Consider the following 22,884-nt stretch of genomic DNA (forward strand, 5'->3'; position numbering starts at 1 on the left):
TTGTTTCATATCAAAATTGCCCTAGCGCTGTTAATGGCAGTACCATTATTAAAATAAAATAAAAGACCAAAGAACTTCTTATTCAGCAGAACGTAATGCGTAATTATAAAAATAGACAAATGAGGGATTAATGTTGGACAAAGAATTGTACTCATGTTTAGTATGCGGGTATAAAGGATTAATAGAAAATCTTTTGTATAATGGGGAGTATCAAAAAACATTTGATATTTGTCCATGTTGTGGATTTGAATTTGGTTACAGTGAAGATCATGATGTGAAATTAGGTTTTATTGTAACACCAGATCATCTGATTGAAGCTGCATTTCAATTGTATCGTAAACAATGGATTGAGGCTGGTATAAAAATTTTTCACCCTGAAGATATCCCAAAAGAATTTAAAAACGGTGACTGCTTAAAAGCTGAAGTTTTGTTAAAACAATTGAAAAACCTAAATCTTGATATAGATAATTTTGAAATCGACGGGTTAAATGAATAATTGAAGCTAACTTTATCTGCATTTAGATTGAATCGATTCTAGAGAAGCAGGTGTATCCCCTCTTGCTATTTAACTCTTCAAATTGTTGTATACGGTAATTGTAGAGCTTTCTATTAAGCGATCATATGCGGGGGGATGCCAACCTTTATAACCATTTGAATTTTTTAATTGTTGCTTTTGGAGGATCAGATTCTTTTAGAGTGTTGAACCACACCTTCATTTTTTTACCTTCCACAAGGTCTTCTTTGTTTTCAATTTGACTTAACTCTAATATCACAACATGATTTTTATATTTTCTTATAAGTCTATCTTGAGACAATTCAAAGTCCTCTTTTTCAGGAGCATGTGTGCCCTGAAGAAAAACGGCTGACTTTTCATCCTTAAAAAGGATAAAACCAACAAGGTTCTGCATCTTTGGCGTTTTTATTTTATTTTCTTCCTTATCATTGCAGCCTGAAATAAAAGCAAGGAACACTAAGACCAATATCCCGTTTTTACGCATTTATCTCTCCCTTTTTGGCGTATGTTTTATAACAGTAAAAAAAGGCAAATCATTTTAGAGGTAATTTATAATCACGCGACACAAGAGTACTGGACCCGGAAAAACAGTACAAGTTTATAGATTTGAAGAACAGATTTACCACAGGTAAACTCTCTTCAATTCCGTTTTGCCTTTCCGTTACACATCATTTCCTAGTGCCCGCACATAAAAAATGATTGAATATTTAGTACATGGTACAATAAGGTAAAACACCTATTTCGTTAACCAATAGATTAATTTACTGACATCGCGTTGTGCCTATTGTGAAAAACTTGTAAACTTTTTGGGTAGCCATAAAATAAGGAGCGATTTTTTTGTCTAAAAACTTAGCATTTTTTCTTTTCATCTTATGTATCATCATTGAGAAAATCATGAAAAATATTGATGTCATAAGCACTGTAGCATCCTTTTGCTCTTTAGTTCTCGTTTTCATTTATTTTAAAGATGAGTTTAAAAAGCTAAAACCAAAAGCAAGGAGCATTCTGTTTTCATGCTTTTTAGTATTAACAGGGATTATAACTTTTATCATTTTAGAAGGACAGGTATTCATTAAAAACCACGATTTTTTTAACGGCTGGGAGACCATAGCAGTGATTATTTTGTTTCCAGTCCCTTTGATATCTGGTACTGTTTGCTTTAGATTGCTTTACGAGCATTTGAAAGAAATGTAAGCATTTTATGTACAGGTAAGGAACTACACTCGCATGTTTTATTTTTACTTTGAATAAAAACATGCCTTAATCATGACATGTACGTATCAATCAGATGTTTCTGAAAGGCAGACCTATATTTTGGACGTTCATCCCTAAACTTGCCATTGCAAATTTATCTTTTATACCATGGTTTCTCTTGTAATCTTATTTTATCTGTATGTTTCTCCCTACCGGTCTTCCACTCAACCTTAACAACTACATCATGTCCTATTACTTCATCTTCAGGCATAAAATCAAACGTAGCAATATGGTCTTCCATTTGTCCTCCGCCTGGCATTTCTTCACCTGTGTACTCTGATAAATCATAATCTTCTCTGTCATCGTACTTTTTACCATCTATATATAATATAATTTTTTCAACAATGGTTCTTTTCGCTTCTTTCTTGTTCCCTCGCCAGTATAAATTCAAGAAGTAATTAGGGCCAATCGAAGTTTTATCTGATTTTTCAATGGTAGAAACCCACAATCCGTTCCTGCTGCTTCCCTCATATTTTACTTTGTCTCCTGATATCATTGCAAAGAACGTTACAAAACAAATCAATAATAGAGCTGTAATGATTAGTGATTTTTTAATTTTATTTTTGCTTCTCATGTTTTCCCTCGCTTTCTTCATTTTATTAGTAGAATAAATGGGCAAAATGTTACTTGAAAAAGAATATAAAAAAAGCTGCTCATAAAGCAGCCCAATCATTGTCTTTTCAGTTTTGCAGCCATATAAGACTTTCTTCTTTGTTCTCAGCTTTGTGATTCACAGCGCATCTATATTTGCTAATGACTGATCAGGTGTTGATTATTTGCCTTTTAGCATCAAATGGAAAGAAATTTACTTACAAGCTATGTAGGTCACTACATTGTCTAATTCACCTGGTACTAACTGAATGTAAAGGTTTGTTTTAATTGGCGTCCTTCTTTTCCTTTTTGTGTCCAAATCATAACAACCTCTAATTCAGATGCCTTTTCAGCCACCATAAAATGGTTAAACTTCAGCGGGGCACCATCGTTTAAACTTTCGGCTAAGCTTATTAAATCCTCCTCCTGTCTCACACAATTTTCGTTGGGACAGCCAAAAAGTGAAAACCTAGTGGTTGAATCAGGATCATTTCTATACAATTGTACATCCACTGTAGCTGCGGCTTCCCCTATGTTTTTGATTTCCATTGAATATACGTTATATTCCCCCTTTTTTGGACTCGCTAATTCCTTTGCATTTTTTGCTTCAGTTATTTCGACTGACCATTGTTCTGTTTTTTGTTTAATTGGCAACTCTGTAAATGTCAGGGCTTGAGTCTTTGTTTGAACAAAAGTCAATGCAAATAATAAAACACATAAGGAAAGTAAATGCTTCTTCACTTCGTATCTCCTTCTTTCTTTTTCATTAGCTTCCCCAATATAAGTGTCCAGTATGACGCATAAAAAAAGCCCTCATTTAGAGAGCTTTATTACAAATGCAATACTATTTCATTAGTCTGCGGGAATCTAAGCAGGACTTTCAGCAACATAACATTACAATAGCTAAATGTATGTGGTTTAGATTCAAAACAATTGAAACAAGCTTGTTTCTTTGTCGATCGAAGCAGCCTTTTGAAATGCTGCCTCTTGAGATTTCGCATTTGTCATTAGTTCATATATGAATGTGAGGACGAAGATAAGCGTAGCGTTTCCATCTATATAGTCGCCAGGGGCTATGTAAGAAGAGCTTTTGCATTGTCTAAACGCTTCTGCAAGCCTTTTGTCACCTAATGTGCATCCAGTTGCTAACACATGCACCCCTCGTAAATCTGCATACGCCCGAACTTCTTCAGGACCGAAATAACATGAATGCGGCTCGTTTTTTTCATAAACCTCTTGCCCCAATTCCGGCAATATAAATTTTCCATCTTCTCCATGAAAACTTAAAATCAAATAATCGGTTTCTTCCCTGTTCTCGCCAGAAAGCACGCTAACTAAATCATTAGGTCGTCCAACCCAATGCATGTGTACTTTTGCACCGTAATATTCAAGTGCGGAACGTAATGCAAATGATTCTAACTCACAATTTGGCCCTGACACTAAAGTAATGCACATACTTGACTGCCTCAAAACAAATAGCCTCCCTAAAGTTATTAGTGCCCTAAATTCTAGCTTCACAAATTAAAATGAGATATCAAAAGATTCCGTTAGTTATTTCCAAAACGAAAAGAACTTCGACAAATTATAATTACAAATCGTTTTGTTTGAGCAGATCAGTGAAGGGCACATGCCATCCCATCATTTGCTTCGCCAATACTAATGGCGGCCTTCATGTAATCGTTGAATTAAGAAAGTATAAAGTTTGCTTTCTCCCACAAGTCCATATCAATTATTTCTCGCACTTCATTGGGAGTCTGATGCAGAATTGTTTTCTTGATTAATCTAATTGAGTTTCAATATCATTTTAGTACAGATATCACGCTTCATGAATTGATTTTTCAGAGTCATAATTTCTATCCATTGAACGGAAATGCTCTTCTAATTCCTCAAGTGTTCGTCCCTTAGTTTCCGGCATGAATTTGTACACAAAACCGATTGCCAAGATACCCAAAGCGACAAATATAAAGAAAGTAAAGGATAAGCCTGCAGAGCTAAGCATGATTGGAAAAGCAAAACCGATGATAAAGTTTAAAATCCAGAGGAAAAATACACTGATGCCAGAACCAAGCCCTCTTACTTTTTGCGGGAATATTTCTGCAATGACCAGCCATGTTACTGGTCCGACACAGCCCTGCATAAAGGCTAGAAATAAAACGGTCAAAGATAGCACGATATACGGGAGTGCTGCTGATCCATCAAGCACGATTGAGAATATGGCAATGAATAAAAGCGCTGTGGTGGTTCCTGATAAACCAATCATCAATATCGGGCGCCGGTTCACCCTGCCAACCAGCCAAATGCCGATGATAACGGCGATGACTGATATCAATCCATTCCCAATATTAGCGATTAACGCTGCCTTTGTACCAAAACCGGATTCTTGCAGGATTTGAGTGCCGTAATACATAATCGAATTGACGCCTGTGATTTGATTAACGATGGCAACACCGATCCCAATCCATAAAAGACGGCGCAGCCATGGTGTAGAGAACTCTTTGATCGATGCCTTCTCTACATTTGAATCTTTGACTGCCGCTGCTTGTATTTCTTTAAATTCTGCTTCTGCCCTTTTCTCGTCACGTATGAGTTTAAGAACGCGCAGCGCCTCGCTTTTTTTACCTTTAGAAGTTAGCCACCTCGGGCTCTCCGGAACCATGAGCATACTTGCAAATAATAGGAGAGCCGGTATGGCACAAAGGACAAGCATGTATCTCCAAACATGCCCTGTATCAGACATTGCAACACCAAGAATCGCATTAAAAACGTAGGCTAAAAATTGCCCGCCGACGATCATCAGTTCATTTTGCGTTACCATTCGCCCTCTTTTCTCATACGGCGCCATTTCGGCTAAAAAGGCCGGTACCATTGATGATGCCCCACCGACAGCCAGTCCCAGCAAAAACCGAAAGATAACCATCGTTAAAACATTCGGAGCAAATGCTGTTCCGAGTGATGCCAGAAAGAATAAAAAGGAAAGATTAAGGATCATTTTACGTCTGCCATAGCGGTCAGCCAATTTGCCGCACAGCAATGCACCAAACGCTGCTCCTAATAGAAGCATGCTTGTAACCAGCCCTTCTGTGACCGGTGTTAAGTTAAGTTGATCAGATCTTGCCATAAAAGGCAAAGCTCCATTTATAACTCCGGTGTCATATCCAAAGAGAAGCCCGCCAAATGTTGCTGAAATCATTATTAACTGTAAAGACGACCTAGGATTTCGTTGTTCTTTCATACCCTTTCCCCACCTTTATGAAGAATGCTTTATACATTTTTTCATTCTTGTCAACCGAGTGTGCTGGATTCACCCTTTCTCTTTTAAAGAGCAATACTCGTTTCAGCCAGGTTTTTTATTTCTCGAGACCTTATCAATCTGAAAATTAGCAATACTCAATGCAGCGAATGAGGCTTTTCGCAAAAACAACCTAATTGAAATCGCTTTCATTTTTTTACAAGAAACATATCCACTTTTTTGTTATGTCCTAGTTATATTTTTGTTACATCCTTGTTAGGTTTGATATTATCATAATTTTAAAAGCATTTTCAGTCAATAAAAAGCTTCTGAAGTTTTTTAGCAATCATAGGATTTTCCCAGATAAAACGCCTAACACCAGGAATACATACTAATCCCCTTATGCTCCGAATGATTTCAGGAAATTCAGCTGAACATGTTCTATTTTCATTATGTTATGGTTATGTTTTTGAAACCTTTTTGTGATATCTGAATATTGATCAAAGGCTTGTACTCAAATATAAACGTGTTAAGAAAAATTACATTCACAATAAATAGCGATATCTTTATAATGGATGTTGGTTGATTGAGATAGAAACAGAAGAAGGAGAAATAGAATTGAAGAAAGTAATGTTAGGCTTTAGTCTATTAGCTTTGAGTTTTTCTTTGGCAGCCTGCGGATTAAATGATACTGCTGAAAAAAGCCATTCAGATCTTATACAGCCAGTTGCCAAGAATTCTAAATCGGAAGCAAAAAAAGGCTTGGTGGATGCTTTGTTAGAAAGGCCTGTTGACGGAGATACGATCAAAGTTAGCTATAACGGCAATATTGACACGGTTCGCTACTTGCTCATTGATACTCCAGAGACTAAAAAGCCACATTCATGTGTTCAGCCATATGGCGAGGATGCATCTAAACGAAACAAAGAATTGGTTAGCGGCGGCAAGCTCCAATTAGAATTTGATAAAGGAGAGCGCAGAGATAAATTCGGAAGGCTGTTAGCTTACGTTTATGTCGATGGCAAATCTGTTCAAGAAACACTGTTAAAAGAAGGATTAGCCAGAGTAGCATATGTTTATGAGCCAAATACGAAATACATAGACCAGTTTAGAAAAGATGAACAGGAAGCACAAACGAAAAAACGTTCTATTTGGAGTAAAAACGGTTATGTGAATGCCAGAGGATTTAAAGGCTGTGTTAAGCAGCACTCAACTGAAAAACATAAGTGAAAAAAGGATATAGTTCGTGATAGATACCCTTTTGAATGAATATAATGCAATAAATCAAAAAAGAGGGTGCCTCACAAAAATGAATTCTCTACTAAAGAACGAAGACATGATTGCGATGATTAGAAATGGTCTTAGCACATCACAATACCCAAAGCACATTATTATCGTTGGCGCCGGGTTGGCCGGGCTTGTTTCTGCATCTTTACTGAAGAATGCGGGACATAAAGTGACGATTCTGGAAGCGAGTGATAGAGTCGGGGGCAGAGTTTGCACGTTGCGATCTCCCTCCAGTGCCGGGCTGTATTTCAATGTTGGACCAATGCGTATTCCGGATACCCATACTCTAACCTTGGAATATATAAAAAAATTCAGCCTGCCAACAAATGTATTTTTGAACAGAACTCCAATGGACATCATTTACGCCAATGGCATTCAAACACGTCTTCTTCATTTTGAAAGCAATCCGGGTATCTTAAGATACCCAGTTGCAGCAAATGAACAAAGAAAAACGGCCGAAGAGCTGATGCTTTCTGTATTGCAGCCTATCCTCAATTTTATTTATGCAGATCCTGCGAGAAATTGGCGGATTGTTGAAACACAATACCGGAACCATTCGTTAGGCTCTTACTTGAATACTTATTTTTCATACGGTGCAATCGATATGATCGGCGTACTTTTGGATATGGAAGCATATATGGGGATGTCCCTTGTTGAAGTGTTACGGGAATCCATCTTTTATACGTCGCCAACTCGCTTCTATGAAATAACAGGCGGCATGGATCGGCTTCCTCAAGCCTTTCTTCCTCAATTAAAAGAACATACTGTCTTCCATCATAAAATGGTGAAAATATCTCAAAACCAAAACAATGTTACGGTTAACTGCATTCATCAACAGACAGCAAAACATTTGGCAGTGACAGGCGATCTCGCTATCATAACCATTCCATTTTCAACATTGCGTTTTGTACAAGTTGAACCATATGATTCATTTTCCTATTATAAACGGCGGGCCATTCGTGAACTCAACTATATTGCCGCAACAAAAATCGGAATAGAGTTTAAGAGCCGTTTTTGGGAAAAAGCTGGGCAGCGCGGCGGCAAATCGATAACTGATCTTCCGATTAGATTTTCGTATTATCCCAGCATTGACATTGGATCGAATGGACATGCTGTCGTTGTAGCGAGTTACACATGGGCGGATGAGGCACTGATATGGGACAGTCTTTCAGAGGGAGAGCGCCTCCGCTATACGTTAATGAATTTATCGGAAATCTATGGTGATGTTGTATGGTCAGAGTTTGTGACCGGCGCTTCTTTTAGCTGGACACAAAATCCACATTCAGCCGGGGGTTTCACAGCTTTCGAACCAGGACAGGAATTACAGCTGTATCCATACATCCCTGCCCCTGAAGGGAAAATACATTTCGCTGGAGAACACGCCTCACTTACTCACGGATGGATGCAAGGAGCGATTGAATCCGGAATACGAACGGCGTATGAAGTGAATCGTATAACTTAAATCATTCGTTTTTTATATCCGTTTTTAGCGACTCCTTTAGATAGATTTGATATTGCTTTTTAAAACAGCAATTAGATCGTGTAGCTAATCACAAACACCCCTTCACATTTAATGTGAGTGGGTGTTTGTGCGTAGACAATACTTCCGATTTGATCGTAAATCAAGAGTTTGGACTGAAACCAAATCAGGATTTGAATCAAAACTTAAAAGGATGATTTACTGCTTGAATTTCCTTCCAGATTGAAGGTTGCATTGTAATGAATTGACATTTCCAAGTTATGAGTAAGTCTTGGTTGTATCGAATTTCTTGCCTTTTCGAATAAAGCATTCCCAATGCTACTTCACTGGGCACTAAACGCGCCGCCGCTATTGAGCGTCATACTGGTGTTCCCATAATCCTTCCGCAATAGCCATCTTGGGAGCCGATTTGAGCTGTAGTTTTGTCATCAAATGCCTTTGTTGAGGATTAGTCGTTAATTGTTTTTTCGTTGATCCCCTGACAAAAAAACACACTGTTTTTGAACCATACTTATAATTGGTTTTTTCGAAAGCTCTTCAAGGCTGTATTTAGATCCTTTGTGTGAGTGTAAATTTTCTTATACACATCGAATAGTGTTTTATATTTTTGAACATTTTGTTCCTTTGGATAAAATGTAGCAGCCTCGCGAATGAACTGCTCTGCACACTCTTCAAGAGATTCAAACCACCTACTTCCAAAGGCAGCTAGCATAGCAGCACCCATGGCCGGGCCTTGTTCATTTGCCAACTTTATCACTCTCGCATTGAAAATATCAGCTTGCATTTGAAGCCACGTTTCATTTTTAGCTCCTCCACCAATAGAAACAACAGTATGCACTGATTTTCCCGCTTCTCGAAATAGCTCAATTGATTCATGTAAAGAGAATGTAATGCCTTCCATAATCGCCCTCAAAAAATGCTCTCTTTTGTGTGCTCCATCCATTCCAATTAAGCTTCCCCGAATAGAAGAATCAGCATGTGGCGTTCTTTCACCTACCAAATAAGGAGTGTATAGCAGTCCATTTGCTCCTATTGGAATAGATTCCACCCCCTTCAATAATTGCTCAAACGATTCGTTTGGGGCAAACGTTCTTTTGAACCAGTCCAAGCTGTACCCTGCAGCGAGCGTGACTCCCATCGTATAAAAAGAATCCTTTTTTCCATGATTAAAAAAGTGCACTTTCCCTTTAAAGTCTCTTTCTTCGCCTTCTTCGTATGAAAGTATGACCCCTGACGTTCCAATACTGCATAATGTTTTTCCGGAAGAAAGAATGCCGGCTCCAATCGCACCACAAGCATTATCTGCTCCCCCAGCGTACACTTTTGTTTTTTCCGACAGCCCTGTCTCCGCCGCAACGTTCGGAAGCAGCGATCCTACACAATCATGAGATTCAACAAGCGGAGGACAAATATCTGCAGAAATGCCAAATCGATTGCAAATATCATCGCTCCACTCCTTGCGAGTAATATGTAAAAGTAACGTTCCTGCTGCATCGGAGTATTCGGTGTGAATGGCACCGGTCATACGAAATCTCACATAGTCTTTCGGAAGCAAAAAAACAGCCGTTTTTTTAAAAAGTTCAGGCTCATGTTCCTTCATCCATAAGATTTTAGGTAATGTAAACCCTTCTAAAGCACGGTTTTTTGTGATGTTAAGCAGATGATCACCGAATTTCTCGGTCATCTTAATACATTGAGGCGTGGTTCTGGTGTCATTCCAAAGAATCGCATGACGTAACACCTGCCGATCCTGGTCAAGCAGTACTAACCCATGCATTTGTCCTGAATAACTTATCCCGTCAATATCCTTGGCTTGAACGTTGGATATGGACACCAATTCAGCCAATGCATCAATTGTTTGCTGCACCCAGTCTTCAGGATTTTGCTCACTATATCCCGCCTTCTCTTGAATGAGCGGATAACTTCTGGACGTTTCTGCACAAACCTTGCCGTTTTGATTAACTAAAATCGTTTTAACAGCACTCGTTCCAAGATCTATTCCAATGACATACTTCATTTTTTCACCCCTTACCCTTATAAAAAACCATTCACTCTAAATAAATGCCCAGTTATAGAAATTACCCGTCATAACAATAAGCAAAAGTTAAGGGATCATGACGGGTAATCTCAGGTATTGGCTATCATGCTATACCTTTTTATAGCAGTTCTCTTTATCTGTTATACTTCTAAAATGTATTGGTTCAATATAGCTTTTAATCGCTCCTGTCTTCCTGATTCGTTTTTAATTGCTTTATTATTTAGCGCATATTGCTCAAGAGTATGGAAATTAGCTCTGCCTTCTGTAATTTCAAGACCAATTCCTTCAGTAAAGCTGCGATAACGATGTTGAATCACATCATCAAACACACGATCTTCGATCAATTTATGGGCTACTCTCAATCCTCTTGCAAATGCATCCATCCCTGCAACATGGGAATATATTAAATCATCAGGCTCAAAAGAAGACCTTCTCACCTTCGCATCGAAGTTTAATCCACCGCTTCCAAGGCCGCCATTTTGAAGGATTTCGTACATTGCTAATGTCGTAGAATATAAATCCGTCGGAAATTCATCTGTATCCCAGCCTAAAAGAGGATCACCCTGATTCGCGTCAACAGAGCCAAGAAGACCATGTACTCTTGCCATCCGTAATTCATGTTCAAATGTATGCCCTGCTAAGGTGGCATGATTGGCTTCGAGATTTAATTTAAAATGATTGTCTAAGCCATATTGCTTTAAAAAGGCAATGGTTGTTGCTGCATCTGTATCATATTGATGAGTGGTCGGCTCTTTTGGTTTTGGCTCAATCAAAAACTGCCCTGTATATCCGATTTCCTTCGCATAATCCACTGCCATATGCATGAATCTCGCCAAATTATCAAGCTCCAATTTTAAATCGGTATTTAACAATGTTTCATATCCTTCACGGCCGCCCCAAAATACATAGTTCTCGGCGCCAAGCTCTTTTGCTGTTTCTAACCCTTTTTTTACTTGTGCTGCAGCATACGCAAACACATCTGCATTGCAGGAAGTCGCCGCACCATGGACGAAGCGGGGATTCGTGAACATGTTTGCAGTATTCCATAATAGCTTAACGTTGCTATTTCTCATATACTCTTTAATCATACCCACGATGATATCTAAATTTTGATTTGTCTCTTTTAACGTACTTCCTTCTGGTGCAACATCTCGGTCATGAAAAGCAAAGAATGGTGCATCTAGTTTTTCAAACATCTCAAATGCTGCGTCTACTCTCGCCTTCGCCAGATCCATTCCTTTATAGTGATCCCATGGTCTTTGCATCGTAGCTGCCCCAAAAACGTCTGTTCCATCAGCGGTAAATGTATGCCAATAGGCAATAGAAAATCGCAAGTGCTCTTTCATCGTTTTTCCGCCAATTACTTCTTGAGAATTATAATATTTAAATGCTAAAGGATTAGTGGAATCTTTCCCTTCGTAAACCACTTTGTTTACGCTTTCAAAATAGTTGACTGAACTAGAATAAGATTGAGCCATGTTATTTCCCCCTTAAAAATCATTTCAAATACATGCACGTTTTATTTCATATTGTAAGTAAGTTGTCTATTAGTTTGTTGTTCGAACAAACTAACTTATTTTCATCTTATATAACCTCATCAGTATTTTCAATATTTTTTTTGTTTTTTATGAACACATTAGATATAGTAAAGGTAAGATTCGCTATGTACTATGTCTCATACTGAAAACAATACATTTCAACTTAATTTAAAGATTATACAAATGGAGTGGATTAAGTGGTTATCGCTGATCAAACCTTTGTCAAAAAAGTAAATCAAAAGTTATTATTAAAAGAAATTCTTAAAAATTCACCTATTTCAAGAGCAAAATTATCTGAAAAGACTGGATTAAATAAATCAACTGTTTCATCACAGGTAAACACGTTAATGAAAGAAAATCTTGTATTTGAAATTGGTCAGGGACAATCAAGTGGCGGAAGAAGACCTGTCATGCTTGTTTTTAATAAAAAGGCAGGATACTGCGTAGGAATAGATGTTGGTGTGGATTATATTAATGGCATTTTAACAGACCTTGCAGGAACGATCGTTCTTGATCAACACCATCATTTGGAATCGAATTCTCCAGAAAAAACCAAAGACATTTTAATTGATATGATTCATCACTTTATTACGCATATGCCACAATCTCCATACGGGCTTACTGGTATAGGCATATGCGTGCCTGGACTAGTTGATAAAAATCAAAAAATTGTTTTCACTCCGAACTCCAACTGGAGAGATATTGACTTAAAATCTTTCATACAAGAGAAGTTCAATGTGCCCGTTTTTATTGAAAATGAGGCGAATGCTGGGGCATATGGAGAAAAAGTATTCGGTGCTGCAAAAAATCACGATAACATTATTTATGCAAGTGTCAGTACAGGGATAGGGATCGGTGTTATTATCAACAATGATTTATATAGAGGGGTCAGCGGATTCTCTGGAGAAATGGGACATATGACAATAGACTTTAATGGCCCTAAATGCAGTTGCGGAAACCGAGGCTGCTGGGAATTGTATGCTTCTGAGAAGGCTTTATTAAAATCTCTTCAGACTAAAGAGACAAAAGTGTCCTATCAAGATATTATAGACCTTGCCCACCGGAATGATATCGGAACTTTAAATGCATTACAGAATTTTGGATTCTATTTAGGAATAGGCCTTACCAATATTCTAAATACATTCAATCCTCAAGCCATCATTTTAAGAAACAGCATAATTGAATCGCATCCTATGGTTTTAAATTCAATTAGAAGTGAAGTGTCGTCCAGGGTTTATTCCCAATTAGGCAATAGCTATGAATTATTACCGTCTTTCTTAGGAAAAAATGCACCGGCATTAGGAATGTCCTCTATTGTTATTGATCAATTTCTGGATATGGTTACAATGTAATTTATGATTAAAATGTACAGATCTCTGTGTCCTGCGCTCATCTTTAAAGATGAGCTTTTTGTTTGTTATATTGATGTTGAATAGGAATATTTCTGAAGGATATGAAAAAAGGAGTTCTAAAATAGAAGTCTCCTTTTTTCATGCACAAATTATTTTTCTTTATAGCGAAAATATCTAAAGTCGGCCGGAATATTGTTACCACTGGTATCTTGGCATTGCATCCCTACAAAGGCTCCCGTGAAAAATCCTCCTCCACGGATATAATCATCTGATAATTTTTTCGATTCCAATGCAATGTCAATTTTGTGCCAATCTTCTTTGTTAAAAGAATAAAAATAATAATAATTTTCCTTTTCAATATTTACTTTTAAATATACATACTTTACTTCACGAGGAATAACAATTTTATTTTTTAATGGTTGTGAAAAAGAAAAGTTATCACATATTGTTAATTCAAGAATACGGCCAAGGTCTTCATCATGCGTGACTTGAAGAGCCGTCCAGTTTTCTGTATTGTAATAGTTCACCAATCCAGCAGCTTGTTGAAAATTCTCCGGATAAAACTCAACAGCCGTTTCTGCTTCAAAATGGAGACTTTGCCAACGTCTGGCCACAAATGCCTGAGTAAAAGTCGAGGTTAATGATTCATGACCGTATAATCGTAAATGATTTGGCACTTGAGTTAATGAACCTAATTCATTCGTAAACGGGATCCTTAAAGTTTGAAAATTTATATTTAATGTTGAGTCCTCAAATTCATCAACTTCCGGGTACGTTGCTTGAAACATTGTATTAGGTATAGAAGGCGCTTCTACCTCCAAGCTTCCTTCTTTTCCACCTACTACATAAGGCCATTCATCTTTCCAATCCAGTTTTTGAATAGCTGTTTCTCTGCCTAAAGGACAATACCCTCTCTGCTGAAAAATTGAATCATCGTCAGGATGAATGGGACGTCCCGTTAAATGAGCTAAATACCACTCATCTGTATGTGTTTGAACAATGGATGCATGCCCGCATTTTTGCAATGGATTTCCTGGATCATGCCATGATGTTAAGATTGGATTATCGGGATGAACTTCATATGGTCCCTCAATATTTTTAGAACGGGCAATTGTAGCAGCGTGTTCAAACCGTGTTCCTCCTTCTGCAGTCAATAAATAATAATAGTTCCCGATACGGTAAAGGTGCGGCGCTTCTGTCAGCTTTCTTTCAGTTCCTTTAAATATCACTTTCGGTTTACCGATTAGTTTTTGCTCCTTATCAGAATATTCCTGCATGACAATGCCTCCAAAGGAGTGCCGATCAATACGCTGATCCCATAACATATTTAATAAATATTTTTTTCCATCCGTATCATGGAACAAAGAAGCATCAAATCCTGAACTATTTAATTTGATCGGCTCCCCCCAATCACCATTAATCGTTTCACAAGTCACTAAATAATTGTGACAATCTTTCCAAGCGCCATCTACTACCTTAACATCCGTATAGATCAGCCAAAACTTTCCGTCACTGTAACTTAAACATGGTGCCCATACCCCGCCTGAATTAGGGTTTCCTTTCATGTCTAATTGTGAAACTCTCTGTAATGGATGTGCGACTAAGCGCCAATTCACTAAATCTTTTGAATGGTGTATCTGGACACCTGGAAACCACTCAAATGTAGATACAGCGATATAATAATCCTCCCCTGCCCTGCAAATACTTGGATCGGGATTGAATCCTTTAAGTACTGGATTGGTAATTTTCATATGGAACTCCTCCTCAGTTTATTTTCTTTTTTAAGCCTTGAAATCATCAATATGATCCAAATAAACTTTGTCTCTATTCTCTAATTCTCGAACCATGTTTTTATATTTTTTCTCATCTAAGTTATAGAAATTAATATCAATTAAAGCCAGAGCCAGCAAGAACACGGGAATAATGGTTGTTGTAATTAAAATCCCCGTTAATGCCGCCGGGGTTTGTGCCTGATTTGCCACATATCCAAACTTATCAAGAACCAGACCCGGAACAACTCCTCCTAAGGCCATACCAAACTTAAAGAAAAATCCGATGATAGCGTAAATAAGCCCACCCATTCTTTTCCCAGTCCTGTACTCTCCATATTCTATTGTTTCAGGAATAAGCGCCCACATATATCCCCCGGCAGTGAGACTTCCAGCAGCAGCGATTAAGCGACAGAAAAGTATGAGATATACATTACTTGGCGGAACAAACAGTAAAGCTAAGAGGCCGATTATATTCAGTAATAAAGCATAGTTTAGTAATTTCTTCTTCCCCAAAAATTGATGAAGCCTTGGAATAAACGGTAAAATGACCAAAGCGGGCAAACTTCCTATCAAACCGTACCACTTCACCAAATCCTCTCTTTCTAAGTTATACGTTACGTAATAAATGCCAACCGAATTACTGATGGAATTCACTCCAAAAATAATAATAAAGAAAATACTTAATACAACAAGTGGACGATTAACACGAAACTGCTCAAATATATCCGTAAATTTAATTTTTTCTTCGGATTTTTGAAGAGTGACACGCTCTTTTGTGCTTTTAAAACAAAAGATTAAAAGGCACCCTCCTATCAATCCTAAAATACCCATGGTTAGCTGCCAGCCAAGAGATTCGTTGCCGGAAGTATCGCTTAAATAAGCAGCCAATAAGGGAACAAAAAATGCAACGACAAGTCCCCCAAGATTCGCAAATAACATACGAACTGATGTTATACTAACCACTTCTTGATTATTTCTAGTCATTGCAGAAGTTAACGCGCCATATGGCACGTTAATCGTTGTGTATGTAAGCGACAAGCCAACATAGGTCATATAGGCATATATTAATTTCCCCATATCTGAAAAATCTGGTGTTGTAAAACAGAGTATTGCCAGTATGACAAATGGGAAAGCTCCGAATAAAAGATACGGTCTAAAGCGTCCAAACCTGCTATTTGTTCTGTCTACTACTGTTCCAATAAAAGGGTCAGCGAGAGCGTCGATGATTCTAACCACTAAGAACATGGTACCGGCTGCTGCTGCCGATAAACCAAATACATCTGTATAGAAGAACAAAAGATAAGTAGACACCGTTGCATAAATTAAATTACATGCAAAATCTCCAGAAGCATAGCCAACTTTTTCAGTCATGCTAATCTTCTTTACATTTTCACTGACCATGATCTTTCCTCCCTTTTCGATCATTAAATAAGGAACAGTATGCAATGGTATAAAAATTTCTCAAACTCACCTCGGCCGGCAATTGTTTATAAAAGCGCTTTCAAGAAATCACAAAAAATATGAGTGGTTTAATTTCACAGTGCATTTTTCATCGTACAAAGCGATCTAATCACCAAGCAGTAAATTCATCTTTTTTAGTTGCACCCGTATACTTTGGAAAGGATTAAAGATACACTCTTTTGTTTTATATATTGTTTAGCTCCAATTGAATCGAGCCTCTTATACCCCCTTTAAATTTAGAAGTAACCTTATCTTATGGAACTAATAAAGTCATCTTCATTAGTTTGTTGATTAGACAAACTAACTTGACTTAATATTATAAAATCCTATCAACTTTTTCAATGTTTTTTCAGAAAATTTAAATTCCTGAAGCAAATATTGATTATTGCTTTTTTAAACAGTCAGTTTCTCAAATATCCTGATTATTCTCTTCAAAAAGATTTCATTCCTTCTAAGAACCCTGTGAAATTTTTAAATTCATATAAACTTCACTCTGAATAAAACAAAAAGCAGTCTATTCAGAACTGCTCCTTAGTGTTCTCTTCTTTTAACTTTTTGTTTAGCTTGAAACTAATGAAGACATTGATCATCGCAGCTGGAACATATAAAATTCCTGCTCCCATTATTCCTAACGTAGTACTTGAACCTAATATAAAAGCCTGCATTTCTGTATTTCTTGACTTCAAACTAAGTAACACTAGAATACCCGCTATTACCCCTATAAACCGAGCAATGCCTGGAATAAAGAAATCGGTTAGGATTCCAAATATTTGTCCAATAATTGATAACACAATCCCCATAACACTGGATAATACAACTAATGTTTTGATAGCTTTTCACCCCTTTTTAAATCAGTTTCCATTATTAACCGCTTTTGATACAGGTCTACAAGTATAGCAGCCCGCTCTACAAACCCTCTCAGCTGCCATGCTTTTTGACTCACCATTCTCTTTCCGCTCTATTCCAATACAAATAAACACTCCTTCCCTTGCGATAATGGCGATTAGCTTTATTCAAAAACTCTGCAAAGAGCGGTGTATTCATACGTGAATGCCGGAGATGTGGAATAGAAAAGAGCATTTAACTTAATACTCTTTCCAGAAACTTATATACTTACTTTTCTTGTTTAAGCTCTTTCTTTTTATTCCTTTTGTAACCTGCATAAGAGCCGCCAAAAATAGCTATAAACATGGCAATCCAAATAAAAATGTTCAAGTCAACTCCCCCAATTTTAAATAAAACACTTCTTTTGCTTTTTCCTCTCCAATAAATGCTCATACCGTGTTATGGTTTAATAAAACTTCCAAGGAGTGGTTCTTTGCTTAAAGCTTCAAAAATACTGATTTCATGTGCAGCTTTAATTCTATGTGTATATTCTTTATACAATCAAAGTGAATTCCTCTTGGTTTCTCTCCAAGTATTAGTTGCCCTTCTCTTTGTTTTAATGGGAGTGGAGACACTTTCAAAGAAACAAACAAGGTCTGCGTATTTGTTGTTCGGATCAGCGGCTTTTATACTTGTTGTGAACGTTGTGAAATGCATGATTTAAATAGTAGATAAACTAATTCCGCAGGCATATGGAATCCCAGAACCAATAAATTAACGCAGCAACAATGCTCATTATGTAATAATTTAAGCTCTTGAACACTGTAAGAGCACTAGGCGGATAATCAACAAACCAGAACACGAACACAGCTAAAAAAGCTACTGCTGTATAAATGAAAAAATAGATCAAACTGAACTTTCTGGGATTTCTTCTTAGTAATAATTGTAAGGGGAAAGCAAATATTAAGTAAGTGATAAAAGAGTAGAATGCAATGATGCCTATTGTGATTAAGGCGATCGCCATAAATCCCGAATAAACAAACATATACAAGCCAAAGACTAGACCATATGACAAACTCGAGAATACCAGAGTATAAACATAACTGTTTAACGTCTTTTGATTGAGGCTCAAAATCAGCACCCCCTACATGTATCCTGTTTAACCAGTTATCCAATTGTTCAAAATCTTCATCGATTTTCACAACTTTTTAAAAATTAGACTCCGAATAACAAAGTTCCACCTATAAAAAAGAAGAAAGGGAATAGTAACAAAATTGAATTTAAGATGATTCCCCATATAGCCCACCGTTTATTTGTCTTGATTGAACCTAACGCCAGCATTATGCCTATAGGTGAAAGTAATAAAGGGAACAATACCGGCATTCCTTGCCACGGCATTGAAATAATTCCAGTCAACAAATTAATTATTAATATAGCTGAGATAATTGGAAAAGCAAATGAAAATATGACTGCAGCTTTTTTAAAATTCATATTAAAAGTAAATCTCCGTTCTCTTTAAAATCGTATTTTTATTAAAAAATATATTAAGACGTCATTGTCTCCGTGCTATGCTTCAACAACAGCTTTATTATAATTTCGAGAGATGATTCAAACCTTTTCTCAGTTCACACTGAGCTTAATTCTTTTCTCATATCCCGAAAATAGGGTTTATCATAATGGTTTTCTATTCGTTATTATCAAGGAAGTGAAGAAGCTTAATGCCATTCTATTCTATGTATTGAGTAGACTTCAATTAAAATTAAAAAAAGATCGGCAGATGCACGAACATCTAACCGATCTGCAATAGATAGCTCCTCTTAATAGCTTCACAGCATCCCATTTGATTCTCGTACTTCCACACTCAAACACTCTGTGTTCTCCCGGTTCCGTTACAGTTTCCTTCGTTGTACTGTAGACGTTTCACTAGCTGGTGATGGCTTCACAACTATTGACAGCTGTTAAAACCTTAGCGGTATACACTGTGCCAGATTTGATGGCAATTTTCTGATTAAGCCTCATATTCTTGTCCATTGGGATTAAGATTTGTTCGATGGAGGTTCAACATCATTGTATTAGGTTTACATCAATTACGTTATAAAAGGCATTAGAGGTATCCGCAACGTCCCACACCCCTAGAATGACATGATAGCCACTGCGATCAGCTGGCACATAAATCTTATGAGAAAGATTAGTATCTGCCCTTGAACCATCGTGATCTACTGTTCCAATTAATTCAAACTCATCTCTTGTTAATGGTTTGTTTGGATTCCAATCTTTCTTGGTTATATAATAGTGCCACTTTGATGTTGCGTGAGGAGCAGTATAGTGCCAAGTAAAGGTGTTTAGACCTCCATGCATGTTTTGTTTTACCCAATGATCTGCAGTCTGCCTGTCTAACCCAAAGTCAATTTGACCAAAGCCTCCATTTGCCGATGCAATTTTTCCATCTGGCGGACCTCCGGCTGGAAACCCTTTTAGTCCTTCTACCGATTGAGGATTATCAACTACAGAACCATACTTTTGCGTAGCTGCCGTCCAACCAATTATTTGTTTTTCTAATGATCCCATGTACGCTCTACTAGCAGGTTCTTTTATATACCCGTGTGCAGATACATCACCTGCAAATAAAGTAGCACCCACACTCAGAACAGCAGTTAGAACAGCGCCTTTGACAAAACCCTTCATTACCAACTCATTCCTCCCTTTTCTGTAAAATTTTTCTCTTCCCTACTATAATAATTCATTATATGTCAGGTAAACTCCTTCTTTTTTTTGATGGCGTAACACTTAAAAAACTTCATACTCCCCCCTCTTTTGTTCTTCCTACAGCTTTTTTTCGTCTTGATTACATGTATTCATGTAACTTTGAAATAAAGTCGTAACGTCTATAATAATGTTGCGCTGCCTTCTTTTCCTTAGAAAATTCTTGTCTAAAGTTTTGTTCTTTTTAACTAAACGAGCAGGTATAATTAAGCTATAAAAAGAAAACAAAACATCATAAGGAGGATTTTTGTGTTTCAAACCTTAGACCATTTTTTAAAATCTTGGGAGTTCGAAGCTGACGCTACACAGAAACTGCTAAATAGTCTAACTGATGAATCACTTAAACAAGCAATAACTTCACAAAATTGGACTTTAGGCCGTATTGCTTGGCATACTGTTGCTGCCATTCGCATCATTACCTCAAACACAAACTTAACGTTTCATGCCCCTGCTGAAGATTATCCTGTTCCTACTTCGGCTCAGTTTATAGCAGACAGCTATCATCAAGCCAGCAATGCGTTTGTACAGGCATTAACTACCCAATGGACTGATCATACACTTCAAGAACGTATCAACTTTATTGGTCAACAATTGCCAAATGGTTCACTTTTGATGTTTTTGATTCAACATCAAAATCACCATCGAGGACAAATGACTGTTCTTATGAGACAAGCAGGATTAACTGTTCCAGGTATTTATGGTCCAGCTAAAGAGGAATGGACAAGATTCGGTTTGGAACCCCCGCAAATGTAAGCAGCCTTTATAACGAAGTTAACCTATTACAAAATATAAAAGCATGTTTCGATGATTTTTTTTTCAAAACATGCTCTTCCTTTTGTTCATTTAATCAATGTTGATTAACATGAGAAATAATATCTGGCATTTTTCTAATCTCCTTTTTGAATAATGTTTTGATACACATTAAAATGGGTAAAAATTTATAAGGTGATTTCTTTGAATCATGATCAAAAAGTTACTCATTACTCTTCATTATTTTTTCAACGATCATCGTGTTGGTGGCCGCAATCTTTCCTGAATACACTTCTTGGTTTGTGACTGTTTTCTTTTTGAGTTTTGCACTTATATATACTCTCCAAAAACATAAAGCAAGTTCGTCAAAAGCAATTTCTTATATTTCATATTTCTTGTTCATCGTTGCATTGGTTTACACATTAGTAAATATATAGTTTTAATCCTCCCAGAATTGTCTCAAATAAAATGCCCTGCATGTAAGAATGTCTACTGGCATTTCAGTGTTCTAAGTAGGAGATGGTATTTTGTTTATATCGCCAATGTTTCTGCCTTCAATATAGTTCAATTCCACTCTTCCTCTAAAATAGCGTAATAATATTCATCCCACCATTCATTGCCTTTAGGAATACATTTTTTAAAAAAGCCTTCTCTTCTCATTCCAATCTTCTCCATAACTCGGTATGATGGAATATTCTCAGGTTGACACGTAGCTATCATCCTATGTAAGTTCATTTCTTTAAATCCATATTCCAAGATAGCTTGTGCTGCTTCAGAAGCATACCCTCTATTTTGATAATTCGGATTAAACACCCACCCAATCTCATATGTATGTTCACCAAAATACTTATAAAAAACAATATGGCCTATAAGAGAATCTTCATCTTTTAGTATTACAGGAAAATTTTCAGCGTTATCACCTTTGTTTTTATTTACAAATGTTTTTGCATCTTCTTCAGTAAAAACCCCTTCTGGTATATACTTCATAACATTCATATCTGACGTATACTCATATACAGCTTTCCAATCTTTGAATTCAAATTCACGTATCAATAACCTTTTTGTTGTTATATGCATTAAAATATCTCCCATCAAAAATAATTACACTTAAATCTTTATTCGATATTAAGACAATAATAACCTCTTTAAATACTATCCTTATACAACAATCTGGGCCCTTGCAAACAAAGGGTAGGCGTCTCAGCTATATCTTCTTGTAGACTTCTGTGTATGCCTTTAATTGGTCACGTAAATCGTTGCTCTTATGCTCTAATCGCTTGACTTTCCGCTTTAATGATTCAATAATCGCGTCTTTTTTATTTTCATTCATATCCCTTTGCAGCTTTCTTTTTCATTTTTAAAGCTATTTACACAAAAAAGAGGCTATCCACAAAATGACAATTTTAGGGATAACCTCTTTTTTATCAATTTCTAATCAATCATCTAGCTTTCACTCCATAAAAGCTTCTGAATAATGAACGACACCTTGCACATCTTCAAGAGAATGATCTGCTAATTCCAGAGCCATAAATACTTCATCAGGCACCTCAAAGGGCGCTTTTATATTCCATAAGCTAGCTGGCTTAAAACCAAACTTCGGATAATAATCTTTATGTCCTAAAACAATTACTGAACGATAACCAAGCTCTATTGCTTTTTTTAACCCAGCACGAATTAATTGACTCCCGATTCCTTTTTTCTGGTTCTCAGGCGCAACAGAAACTGGAGCAAGTGCCAAAGAATCGACTGCGTTATCGCCATCTATGATTTGGATTTTAGATAAAAGGATATGACCTACGATATCTTTGTCTTGATGTAATGCAACTAATGAAAGTTCAGGAATGAATGCATCTGATTTTCTAATCTTATTTACAAGTATGTGTTCTTTCTTGTCGCTATATTCTACTTTTGAAAAAGCTCTTTTAATCATTTCTTCAGACGTATGATATTCTTCAGTGAGCTCTTGCCTAATTGAGATTTCCATATTCATATCCCCTGTTCTTTTAGTTAATTGCCATAAGCTTTTTCTT

At 36.9% G+C, this 22,884-nt stretch carries 22 protein-coding genes and 2 pseudogenes; 9 read left to right on the forward strand and 15 right to left on the reverse strand.

The window, feature by feature from the left end; translation table 11 throughout:
* Window positions 1-130 precede the first annotated feature (130 nt).
* Window positions 131-496, forward strand: coding sequence for a hypothetical protein (locus P3L57_RS10185; protein WP_059336535.1), 366 nt, complete (start codon window positions 131-133; stop codon window positions 494-496).
* A gap of 145 nt (window positions 497-641) precedes the next feature.
* On the opposite strand, the gene P3L57_RS10190 is transcribed toward P3L57_RS10185, so the two are convergent.
* The gene (locus P3L57_RS10190) at window positions 642-998 is read right to left on the reverse strand and encodes a DUF3221 domain-containing protein (RefSeq protein WP_059336536.1); all 357 of its coding nucleotides are present in this window, start codon (window positions 996-998) and stop codon (window positions 642-644) included.
* A 353-nt stretch (window positions 999-1,351) separates the two neighbouring features.
* Between P3L57_RS10190 and P3L57_RS10195 the strand changes: the two genes are divergently transcribed.
* Complete coding sequence (locus tag P3L57_RS10195) at window positions 1,352-1,708, forward strand: YoqO family protein (RefSeq protein ID WP_264797747.1); 357 nt, start codon at window positions 1,352-1,354, stop codon at window positions 1,706-1,708.
* 154 nt (window positions 1,709-1,862) lie between these two features.
* Here the strand turns inward: P3L57_RS10195 and P3L57_RS10200 are convergent, their stop codons facing one another.
* The 4 genes from P3L57_RS10200 to P3L57_RS10215 form a co-directional block, all read right to left on the reverse strand.
* The gene (locus P3L57_RS10200; protein ID WP_059336677.1) at window positions 1,863-2,342 is read right to left on the reverse strand and encodes a DUF4944 domain-containing protein; all 480 of its coding nucleotides are present in this window, start codon (window positions 2,340-2,342) and stop codon (window positions 1,863-1,865) included.
* A gap of 278 nt (window positions 2,343-2,620) precedes the next feature.
* The gene (locus tag P3L57_RS10205) at window positions 2,621-3,100 is read right to left on the reverse strand and encodes a hypothetical protein (RefSeq protein WP_059336538.1); all 480 of its coding nucleotides are present in this window, start codon (window positions 3,098-3,100) and stop codon (window positions 2,621-2,623) included.
* 183 nt (window positions 3,101-3,283) lie between these two features.
* Window positions 3,284-3,829, reverse strand: a complete 546-nt coding sequence (locus tag P3L57_RS10210) for a delta-aminolevulinic acid dehydratase (RefSeq protein WP_264797748.1) — start codon at window positions 3,827-3,829, stop codon at window positions 3,284-3,286.
* 346 nt (window positions 3,830-4,175) lie between these two features.
* Complete coding sequence (locus P3L57_RS10215; protein WP_202657149.1) at window positions 4,176-5,591, reverse strand: sugar porter family MFS transporter; 1,416 nt, start codon at window positions 5,589-5,591, stop codon at window positions 4,176-4,178.
* 615 nt (window positions 5,592-6,206) lie between these two features.
* Between P3L57_RS10215 and P3L57_RS10220 the strand changes: the two genes are divergently transcribed.
* Together P3L57_RS10220 and P3L57_RS10225 are read left to right on the forward strand one after the other, a co-directional pair.
* Entirely contained in the window at window positions 6,207-6,818 is a 612-nt protein-coding gene (locus P3L57_RS10220) for a thermonuclease family protein (RefSeq protein WP_455708637.1), read from the forward strand.
* A 79-nt stretch (window positions 6,819-6,897) separates the two neighbouring features.
* Window positions 6,898-8,337 carry a flavin monoamine oxidase family protein gene (locus P3L57_RS10225; RefSeq protein WP_264797749.1) on the forward strand — a complete coding sequence of 480 codons (1,440 nt, stop codon included), beginning with the start codon at window positions 6,898-6,900 and terminating at the stop codon, window positions 8,335-8,337.
* A 529-nt stretch (window positions 8,338-8,866) separates the two neighbouring features.
* Here P3L57_RS10225 and xylB read toward each other — a convergent pair.
* Together xylB and xylA are read right to left on the reverse strand one after the other, a co-directional pair.
* Window positions 8,867-10,372 carry a xylulokinase gene (gene xylB / locus P3L57_RS10235; RefSeq protein ID WP_264797750.1) on the reverse strand — a complete coding sequence of 502 codons (1,506 nt, stop codon included), beginning with the start codon at window positions 10,370-10,372 and terminating at the stop codon, window positions 8,867-8,869.
* A 161-nt stretch (window positions 10,373-10,533) separates the two neighbouring features.
* The gene (gene xylA / locus P3L57_RS10240; protein ID WP_059336544.1) at window positions 10,534-11,871 is read right to left on the reverse strand and encodes a xylose isomerase; all 1,338 of its coding nucleotides are present in this window, start codon (window positions 11,869-11,871) and stop codon (window positions 10,534-10,536) included.
* Window positions 11,872-12,128: 257 nt separating this feature from the next.
* Between xylA and xylR the strand changes: the two genes are divergently transcribed.
* Window positions 12,129-13,283, forward strand: coding sequence for a transcriptional repressor XylR (xylR, locus tag P3L57_RS10245; protein ID WP_069487371.1), 1,155 nt, complete (start codon window positions 12,129-12,131; stop codon window positions 13,281-13,283).
* Window positions 13,284-13,432: 149 nt separating this feature from the next.
* On the opposite strand, the gene xynB is transcribed toward xylR, so the two are convergent.
* The 3 genes from xynB to P3L57_RS10260 all read right to left on the reverse strand — a co-directional run bounded on the left by xynB (window position 13,433) and on the right by P3L57_RS10260 (window position 17,316).
* Window positions 13,433-15,034 (reverse strand): xylan 1,4-beta-xylosidase, encoded by a 1,602-nt coding sequence (gene xynB, locus P3L57_RS10250; RefSeq protein WP_069487370.1) that lies wholly within the window; start codon window positions 15,032-15,034, stop codon window positions 13,433-13,435.
* A gap of 30 nt (window positions 15,035-15,064) precedes the next feature.
* Entirely contained in the window at window positions 15,065-16,456 is a 1,392-nt protein-coding gene (locus tag P3L57_RS10255; RefSeq protein WP_044155618.1) for an MFS transporter, read from the reverse strand.
* 578 nt (window positions 16,457-17,034) lie between these two features.
* Window positions 17,035-17,316: a permease gene (locus P3L57_RS10260; RefSeq protein ID WP_069487369.1), complete on the reverse strand. Its 282-nt coding sequence runs from the start codon at window positions 17,314-17,316 to the stop codon at window positions 17,035-17,037.
* Between the two features lie 236 nt (window positions 17,317-17,552).
* Here P3L57_RS10260 and P3L57_RS20745 point away from each other — a divergent pair.
* Together P3L57_RS20745 and P3L57_RS10270 are read left to right on the forward strand one after the other, a co-directional pair.
* Window positions 17,553-17,600: pseudogene (locus P3L57_RS20745) on the forward strand (hypothetical protein); the annotation flags it as partial.
* A 234-nt stretch (window positions 17,601-17,834) separates the two neighbouring features.
* The gene (locus tag P3L57_RS10270) at window positions 17,835-18,065 is read left to right on the forward strand and encodes a membrane protein (RefSeq protein WP_044155615.1); all 231 of its coding nucleotides are present in this window, start codon (window positions 17,835-17,837) and stop codon (window positions 18,063-18,065) included.
* Window positions 18,066-18,077: 12 nt separating this feature from the next.
* Here P3L57_RS10270 and P3L57_RS10275 read toward each other — a convergent pair whose 3' ends face one another.
* The 3 genes from P3L57_RS10275 to P3L57_RS10285 all read right to left on the reverse strand — a co-directional run bounded on the left by P3L57_RS10275 (window position 18,078) and on the right by P3L57_RS10285 (window position 20,026).
* A complete protein-coding gene (locus tag P3L57_RS10275) occupies window positions 18,078-18,473 on the reverse strand; it encodes a UPF0715 family protein (protein ID WP_059352513.1) in 396 nt (131 codons plus the stop codon).
* Window positions 18,474-18,556: 83 nt separating this feature from the next.
* Window positions 18,557-18,832, reverse strand: coding sequence for a hypothetical protein (locus P3L57_RS10280; protein ID WP_069487368.1), 276 nt, complete (start codon window positions 18,830-18,832; stop codon window positions 18,557-18,559).
* A 573-nt stretch (window positions 18,833-19,405) separates the two neighbouring features.
* A complete protein-coding gene (locus P3L57_RS10285) occupies window positions 19,406-20,026 on the reverse strand; it encodes a lytic polysaccharide monooxygenase auxiliary activity family 9 protein (protein ID WP_044156741.1) in 621 nt (206 codons plus the stop codon).
* Between the two features lie 327 nt (window positions 20,027-20,353).
* Between P3L57_RS10285 and P3L57_RS10290 the strand changes: the two genes are divergently transcribed.
* Window positions 20,354-20,857, forward strand: a complete 504-nt coding sequence (locus P3L57_RS10290; protein ID WP_059336548.1) for a DinB family protein — start codon at window positions 20,354-20,356, stop codon at window positions 20,855-20,857.
* 201 nt (window positions 20,858-21,058) lie between these two features.
* A pseudogene (locus tag P3L57_RS10295) lies at window positions 21,059-21,291 on the forward strand (hypothetical protein).
* A 127-nt stretch (window positions 21,292-21,418) separates the two neighbouring features.
* Here P3L57_RS10295 and P3L57_RS10300 read toward each other — a convergent pair.
* Together P3L57_RS10300 and P3L57_RS10305 are read right to left on the reverse strand one after the other, a co-directional pair.
* A complete protein-coding gene (locus P3L57_RS10300; protein ID WP_044155603.1) occupies window positions 21,419-21,931 on the reverse strand; it encodes a GNAT family N-acetyltransferase in 513 nt (170 codons plus the stop codon).
* 373 nt (window positions 21,932-22,304) lie between these two features.
* Window positions 22,305-22,838, reverse strand: a complete 534-nt coding sequence (locus P3L57_RS10305) for a GNAT family N-acetyltransferase (protein ID WP_069487367.1) — start codon at window positions 22,836-22,838, stop codon at window positions 22,305-22,307.
* Window positions 22,839-22,884: the final 46 nt, after the last annotated feature.

The organism is Bacillus sp. B28 (assembly GCF_029536185.1).
In the GTDB taxonomy this organism is placed as follows: Bacteria; Bacillota; Bacilli; order Bacillales; family Bacillaceae; genus Bacillus; species Bacillus halotolerans.